General features: G+C 70.9%; 5 protein-coding genes. 1 reads left to right on the forward strand and 4 read right to left on the reverse strand.

The genetic code is table 11. The features are described from left to right. Positions 1 to 58 precede the first annotated feature (58 nt). Together AC13HU_RS27000 and AC13HU_RS27005 are read right to left on the reverse strand one after the other, a co-directional pair. Complete coding sequence (locus AC13HU_RS27000; protein ID WP_483044559.1) at positions 59 to 2,698, reverse strand: fibronectin type III domain-containing protein; 2,640 nt, start codon at positions 2,696 to 2,698, stop codon at positions 59 to 61. 61 nt (positions 2,699 to 2,759) lie between these two features. Then, a complete protein-coding gene (locus AC13HU_RS27005) occupies positions 2,760 to 3,056 on the reverse strand; it encodes a hypothetical protein (protein ID WP_483044560.1) in 297 nt (98 codons plus the stop codon). 242 nt (positions 3,057 to 3,298) lie between these two features. Between AC13HU_RS27005 and AC13HU_RS27010 the strand changes: the two genes are divergently transcribed. After that, positions 3,299 to 4,645, forward strand: coding sequence for a glycoside hydrolase family 27 protein (locus tag AC13HU_RS27010; RefSeq protein WP_483044561.1), 1,347 nt, complete (start codon positions 3,299 to 3,301; stop codon positions 4,643 to 4,645). 128 nt (positions 4,646 to 4,773) lie between these two features. Here the strand turns inward: AC13HU_RS27010 and AC13HU_RS27015 are convergent, their stop codons facing one another. Further along, a complete protein-coding gene (locus AC13HU_RS27015) occupies positions 4,774 to 5,781 on the reverse strand; it encodes a sugar phosphate isomerase/epimerase family protein (protein ID WP_483044562.1) in 1,008 nt (335 codons plus the stop codon). 157 nt (positions 5,782 to 5,938) lie between these two features. Beyond that, positions 5,939 to 7,084: a Gfo/Idh/MocA family protein gene (locus AC13HU_RS27020; RefSeq protein WP_483044563.1), complete on the reverse strand. Its 1,146-nt coding sequence runs from the start codon at positions 7,082 to 7,084 to the stop codon at positions 5,939 to 5,941. Positions 7,085 to 7,428: the final 344 nt, after the last annotated feature.

Raw genomic sequence — 7,428 nt, forward strand, 5'->3', positions numbered from 1 at the left:
GACGGGTCATGGGGGCCCGTCCGGCCGGCTCGGCGGGGCTCAACCGCTGTGGTGAGCCCTACGCGGTCGGGGTCGTGCCGGTGAGCGTCGCGGCCGGGCCGGTGCCGGCACCGGTGACGGAGGCGACGCCGACCGTGTACGGCGTGCCGGGTGCCAGATCGCCGAGCACGCGGACCATCGGGTGCGCGGAGGGCTGGGTCACCAGGACGTCCCGGCCGGAGACGTCGACCGTACGGCTGCCCGAGGCGGCGGTGACCGTGATCCGGTAGCCGACGACGGGCGAGTCGCCGACGCTGGTCGGTGGCGTCCAGCCGAAGGTCGCGGCGGTGGCCTCGGCCTTCAGCTTGAGCGCGGTCGGGGCCGCGGGCAGCACGGTGGCGACCTTCGGGGCCAGCGGCGCCGAGGGCAGCGAAGGCGCGCTGTCACCATGGGAGTTCACCGCCGTGACCGTGACGGTGTACGGGACGCCGTCGGTGAGGCCGGTGAGCCGGATCAGGGCCGAGGTGGCGAAGTCGGCGGCGGAGACGAAGGTGCTCGCCGCCGTGTGCCCGGCGGCGTCCACGGCCGTCGCCCGGTACCCCAGCAACGGTGAACCGCCGTCCGCCCAGGTGGGGTTGAAGGTGGCGTACAGCATGCCGGTCGCACCGACGGCCGTCGCGACCCGGGTCGGCGCCACCGGCACCGACACCGGGGCGAACTGCCGGCTGAGGATGCCCCGGTAGGCAGGCTCCAGGCCCGCGTCGGCGACCACGTCGGCGGGGGCGTCGGACGGCGAGGCGATGAGGTGGTTGCCCTGCGTCACCACGCCCTTGTTGTTGCCGTCGGCGTCGCCCTGCTCCCACCAGTTGCCGGAGACGAGCGTCGGGTCGTTGTTCTTGAGGGTGTCCCGGTAGTCGACGTGGGTGCTGGCGACGTTGGCGTACGACGCGCCGTACAGCACGTTTCCCGACACCGTCTCGTAGGTGCAGCCGTTGTCGGTGTAGATGCTCTTGCCGAGGCCGAACTGCGAGTGGATGACGTTGCCGGTGACCTTCTCGCCGGTGGCCATCGAACTGCCGGTGAGGCCCTGGGTGTAGATGCCGCCGCCGTCGTCGAGGCCCTGCATGTAGTCGGTGATGAGGTTGTCGCTGACGGTGTTGTCGTGGCTGTCGTTGGGCGTGGCTGGGGAGCCGATCTTGTCCGGCCAGCCGCCCCAGCCCATCGAGATCCCGGAGTAGCCGACGTGGTCGATCTGGTTGTGGGAGATCAGGTCGTTCTGCGTGTAGCCGTTGACGACGGGGACCCCGCCGGTGAACTCCCGCGGCAGGCCGTAGAGGTGGTTGTCCGTCACCTGGACGTCGCGCGTGACGTCGGCGTCGTCGGTGGGCAGCGCCTTGTCCACGCCGCCGACCTCCACGCCGTTGCCGGAGATGTCGGTGAAGACGCTGCCGCGCACGGTGGCGTTCTGCGTGCCGTCGCCCAACTCCAGTCCGGCAGCGCCGAGATGGACGAACGCGTCGTCGCTGAAGTCGAGATCGCGGCCGTAGCCGATGGAGACGTTGCCGGGTTCCTTGGTCCAGGCGCCGAACGGGCACAGGCCGCCGGGCTGGAAGCCGCACAGGCCCTCGGTGGCGTAACCGGTCGGCCCCGAGATGGTGTAGCCGGCCTGGATCTCGGAGAAGCCCTCCGGGGAGGAGGGCGTCAGCCAGGTGGCGTAGGAGAACTGCAGCCCGCGGAAGGCCACGTCGTGCAGGGGCGCGGCAGCGGTGCCCCGCCCGTCGACCAGCTTCTCCAGCGCGGGCGCCTCCACGTCGGCGCGCTGGAGGTTCTCGCCCTTGCGCGGCATGTAGTAGACCGTGTGCGAGGCGCGGTCGAGATACCACTCACCCGGGGTGTCGAGGAGCTCCCTGGCATTCTCCACGTAGGTCACGTGGGCGCCGTTGGTGAGCGCGCCGGGGCCCACCATGCTGACGGTGCGGCCGGGGATGTCCGGGAACTCGGCCCGCTTGTTGGAGTTGTCCCAGCACGGCTGGACCATGGTGACCGTCGTGCCGGACGCCGAGGCGATGTCGCAGCGCGGCTGCGTCCACTGGCCGAGGCCGTCGCGCACGAAGTTCCACAGCGACTCGCCGCTGGTGTAGACGAACTCGGCGCCGGCGATGTCCGGCCACTTCGCGAGGGCGTCGCCGGAGGCGGTGTAGCCGGTGGCGGTCTTGGTGAGGGTGACCGGGACCTGGCCCGCGGCGCGGGTGGCGCGCACGCCGTCGACGTACAACTGCCGTGTGTCCGACAGCCCGTGGGGCGCCGGGGCAGCCCACAGGCCGCCCTTCCCCGCGACCTTGTGCCAGCCGGTGACCTGCTTGCCGCCGCTGATCACGGTCTTGCCGCCGCCCTGCCAGATCACCTGGTGGCCGTTCGACCCGGAGTCCCGGGAGTCGAGCGTGAGCGGCTGGTCCAACCGGTAGGTGCCGTCGGCCAGATGGACGGTCAGATCCGCGGAAAGGTTCCGGTCCCGGTGCCGGACGAGGTCCTGGGCACGCTCCAGGGTGCGCACCGGGTGGCGGGCATCGCCCGCGGCGTGGTCGTTTCCGTACGGTGCGACGTACACGTCCGGCGAGGGTGGAGCGGCGTGCGCCGTCGGGCCGGTGGCGGTGATACCGCCGATCGCCACCGCGGTTGCGGCGAGGATCGGCCACAGTCGTCTTCTCGGCACGGTCATCGTCCTCCGGGTTCGAAGTGGGGTGTGGGTGAAGTCGGGCTGCCGGCGCCGCGCGAGGCGATCACGCCGGCAGGCCCCAGCGCGGGGCGGCGGCGTTGACCGGGACCGGGGCCAGGCCGGTCGAGGGGCGGGTGCCGCGCGGGTAGATCCATGCCTCCTGGCCGCGGGACAGCTCGATGCGCAGGGTGCCGCCACCGAGGTCGGTGTACGCCAGCGCGCGGCCCGCGCCGTCGCGTACCTCCAGCGGGCCGGCGATGTCGGTGCGCAGCACGCAGGGCGCCGTCCCGGCGCTCGCCGCCGCACCCGCCAGCGCGCCGCCCAGCACCTTACGGCGGGACACCTCGCTCTTATCGTGCATTATGCCTCCTGAGTATCTGGGTGAAGTTCATGTATGAGTACACTCATCCGATCTATTTGCAGCCGGACGCTAAGGCGACGGAAGTCCTACGTCAAGGATGTGCGCAGAGGTCCGTCCATACTTCACCGAAGGCGGGCAGTCATCGGACCAATATGTTGACGCGTGCACGACGAGGGTGTATCACCGATCCTGTTCACCACCGTGAACTCGATTCAGTGACCTGAGTCCCGAGGAGCCGCACGATGCGTCTGACGAGTCGTCACCTGATCCCCGCGCTGGCCCTGATCCTGGCGGGCACCGGAACGGTGCTCGCCGCACCGGCAAGCACCGCGGCGGATACCACCGCCGCGTCCCGCCCGCCGGCCGTCCGCACCGCCGCCAGCCCGCCGATGGGCTGGAGCAGTTGGAGCTTCATCCGCAGCAAGCCCACGGCGCAGAACATCGAGGCGCAGGGCCTGGCCATGCACACCAGCGGCCTTCAGGCGCACGGCTACCGCTACGTCAACATCGACGCCGGCTGGTCGGACCATCTGGACGGCTACGGCCGCTGGGCCTGGAACACCACGAGCTTCCCCGACGGCATCCCCGCCGTCGCGTCGTACCTGCACGGCCTCGGCCTGAAGTTCGGCATCTACCTCACCCCCGGCGTCCCCAAGGAGGCCGTCGCCGCCAACCTGCCGATCGAGGGCACGCCGTACCACCTCGCCGACATCACGGACACCCCGCAGCCCGGCAACACCCACGACGACTCCTGGCGGATCGACTTCAGCAAGCCGGGTGCGCAGGAGTACATCCAGGGCTACGCGAACCTCCTCGCGTCCTGGGGCGTGGACCACATCAAGATGGACTTCGTCGGCCCCGGCGGCGGCCTCGTCCCCGGCGACCAGCGGCCCGACATGGCGGCCTGGCACCAGGCGATCCAGCACACCGGCCGCTCGATCAACCTGGAGCTGTCCAACTCCCTCAGCATCGCCGACGCCGACTTCTGGAAGGCCAACAGCAACGGCTGGCGGATCGACGGAGACATCGAGTGCTACCACTGCACGACGGTGGGGCTGACCGACTGGCCGCACGTGCTCAAGCGGTTCACCGACGAACCCGCGTGGGCGCCCTACGGCAGCCGCGGCGGCTGGAACGACCTGGACTCCCTGGAGCTCGGCAACGGCGTCGACGACGGTCTCACGCCCGACGAACGCCAGACCACGATGACCCTGTGGGCGATCTCCGCCGCGCCGCTGCTGCTCGGCACCGATCTCACCAAGCTCGACCCGGACGACCTCAAGGCGCTGACCAACGACGAGGTCCTCGCGGTCGACCGGGCCGGGCACCCCGCCCGGCCGGTGTCGCAGGCGACGCCGCAGCAGGTGTGGTCCAGCAAGAACAGCGACGGCAGCTACACGGTGGCGCTGGTCAATCTCGCCGACACCCCCGCGACGGTCACCGCCGACTGGAGCGACCTGGGAGCCCACGGCCGGTTGGGCCTGGTCCGTGATCTGTGGACGCGCCGGAACCTGGGCGTCAAGCAGGGCGGCATCTCAGCCACCCTGCCCGCCCACGGGTCGCGCCTGCTGCGGGTCTTCGTCCACTGACGACGGTGGGTCGCCAGGGCCCGGTACGGGCCCGGCTGACGGGGCCCGGCCAAAGCCGAAGGCGCGCCTGTCGCCGCCCCCCTGACCAGGACGGCGGCAGGCGCGCCGGTACTCGGGTACGCGCGAGGTCAGGACGACGAGCTGAACGCCGAGTCGAAGGACGACTCCGGCGGCTCGATCGCGGCCAGCGCCCTGACGTGCGCGAGCGCCTGCGGGGCGCCCAGCAGGCGGTCCATCCCGGCGTCCTCCCACTCCACGGAGATCGGCCCGTCGTAGCCGATGCTGTTGAGCATCCGGAAGACCGGCTCCCACGGCACGTCGCCGTGACCGGTGGAGACGAAGTCCCAGCCGCGCCGCGGGTCGCCCCACGGCAGGTGCGAGCCGAGCCGGCCGTTTCGCCCGTTCAGCTGCTTGACGGACTCCTTGCAGTCCACGTGGTAGATGCGGTCCTTGAAGTCGTAGAGGAAACCGACCGGGTCGAGGTCCTGCCACACGAAGTGGCTCGGGTCGAAGTTCAGCCCGAACGCCGGGCGGTGGCCGATCGCCTCCAGGGCGCGGACCGTCGACCAGTAGTCGTAGGCGATCTCGCTCGGGTGCACCTCGTGGGCGAAGCGCACCCCGACCTCGTCGAAGACGTCGAGGATCGGGTTCCAGCGGTCGGCGAAGTCCTGGTAGCCGCGGTCGATCATCTCCGGCGGGACCGGCGGGAACATCGCCACGGTGTGCCAGATCGACGAACCGGTGAAGCCCACCACGGTCTTCACCCCGAAGGCCGCGGCGGCCCGCGCGGTGTTCTTGATCTCCTCGGCGGCCCGCTGCCGTACGCCCTCGGGCTCGCCGTCGCCCCAGATCCGGGCCGGCAGGATGCCCTTGTGCCGCTCGTCGATCGGGTGGTCGCACACCGCCTGCCCGGTGAGATGGCAGGAGATCGTCCAACTGCGCAGCCCGTGCTTCTCCAGGGTGTCGCGCAGCCGCGGCAGGTAGGAGTCGTCGCTCAGCGCCGCCTCCACGTCGAAGTGGTCGCCCCAGCAGGCGATCTCCAGGCCGTCGTAGCCCCACTCGGAGGCGAGCCGGCACACCTCGGTGAACGGCAGGTCGGCGAACTGGCCGGTGAAGAGGGTGACGGGTCGGGCCATGGCGTGGGTCCTCCTGCGGTCGGTCGTGACGGTCGTGAAACTCGTGCGGTGACGCTGGTGCGCCGCCCTGAAACCGGTGCCTGTCATGCCGGTCGTGCCGGTCGTACGTCGCCGTGCCGGTAAGGGGCGCGGCCCTGAGCCGAGGGGATTACCGGGGTCAGGACTTGACCGGGATGTGCACGCCCAATGCCGCGGCGCTGGACTCCACGGCCGCCAGCACCCGCTGCACCTGGAGCCCGTCGGCGAAGGACGGCTGTGGATCGGTCCCTTCGGCCACTGCCGTGACGAAGTCCCGCACCTGGTGGGTGAAGGAGTGCTCGTAGCCGATCAAGTGGCCGGGCGGCCACCAGGCGGCCATGTACGGGTGGGTCGGCTCGGTCACCAGCAGCTTTCGGAAGCCCGCGGTGTCGGCGTCCTCGGCGCGGTCGTAGAAGGCCAGTTCGTTCATCGACTCGGCGTCGAAGGCGATGCTGCCCAGCGAGCCGCTGATCTCGATCCGCATCGCGTTCTTGTGCCCGGTGGCGAACCGGGTCGCCTCGAACACGCCGATCGCACCGCCCTCGAACCGGGCGGTGAACACCGCCGCGTCGTCCACGGTCACCGCGCCGCGCTCGCTGGACGCGGTGCCGGACAGGCCGCTGGAGCTGGCCGGCAGCGGCCGTTCGGCCACGAACGTCTCCAGCAGGGCGCCCACCGAGGAGATCCGCTGCCCGGTCAGGTACTGCGCCGCGTCGATGCTGTGCGCGCCCAGGTCGCCGAGTGCGCCCGACCCGGCCCGGTCCTTGCGCAGCCGCCAGGCGAGCGGGAACTCCGGGTCCACCAGCCAGTCCTGGAGGTACTGCGCCCGCACCTGGTGGATACGGCCGAGCCGGCCGTCCGCGACGAGCTGCCGGGCCAGCGCCAGCGCGGGCACCCGGCGGTAGTTGAACGCGACCATGGAGCGCACCCCGGCCGCCTTGGCCCGCTCGGCCGCGGCGGCCATCTCCCCGGCCTCCTCGACCGAGTTGGCCAGCGGCTTCTCGCACAGCACGTGCTTGCCCGCGGCGAGCGCCGCCAGCGCGATCTCGGCGTGGCTGTCGCCGGGCGTGCAGATGTCCACGACATCGATGTCCGGACGCGCCACGAGCGCGCGCCAGTCGGTCTCGTACGACTCCCAGCCGTACCGCTCGGCGGACGCGCGGACGGACTCCGCGTCGCGGCCGCAGACGGCCGCCATCTCGACCCGGCGCGGCAGGTCGAAGAAGCGGCCCGCGGTGCGCCAGGCGTGCGAGTGCGCCGCGCCCATGAAGGCGTGCCCGACCATGCCTATGCGCAAACCGGGCACCGGTGCCGCCGCGTCCGCGGGCGGCGGGGGTGTTGACGTCAAGGTGGCTCCTCCTGGCGGCCCGTCCCAATCGTTATTCATCCGGCATCGACTGAAACTCCGTGTGCCGGATAGAACAGTTCGCGAGTTTCTGCCTGAACTTTGTCATAAGTCAAGGCCCTTGACGGTAAGAACCCCAAGAAGGCACCGTGCGGTTGACCATTCGTTCCACACCCCGGGGGTCATGATGGACACTCCAGTCAACCTGCGCGAGGTGGGAAGGCTACGGGTCCTTGAGGCCCTGCACACCACCGTGCGCAGCAGTCGTCCGGAACTGGTGCGGG

The sequence above is a fragment of the Streptomyces sp. NH27 genome, assembly GCF_056859195.1.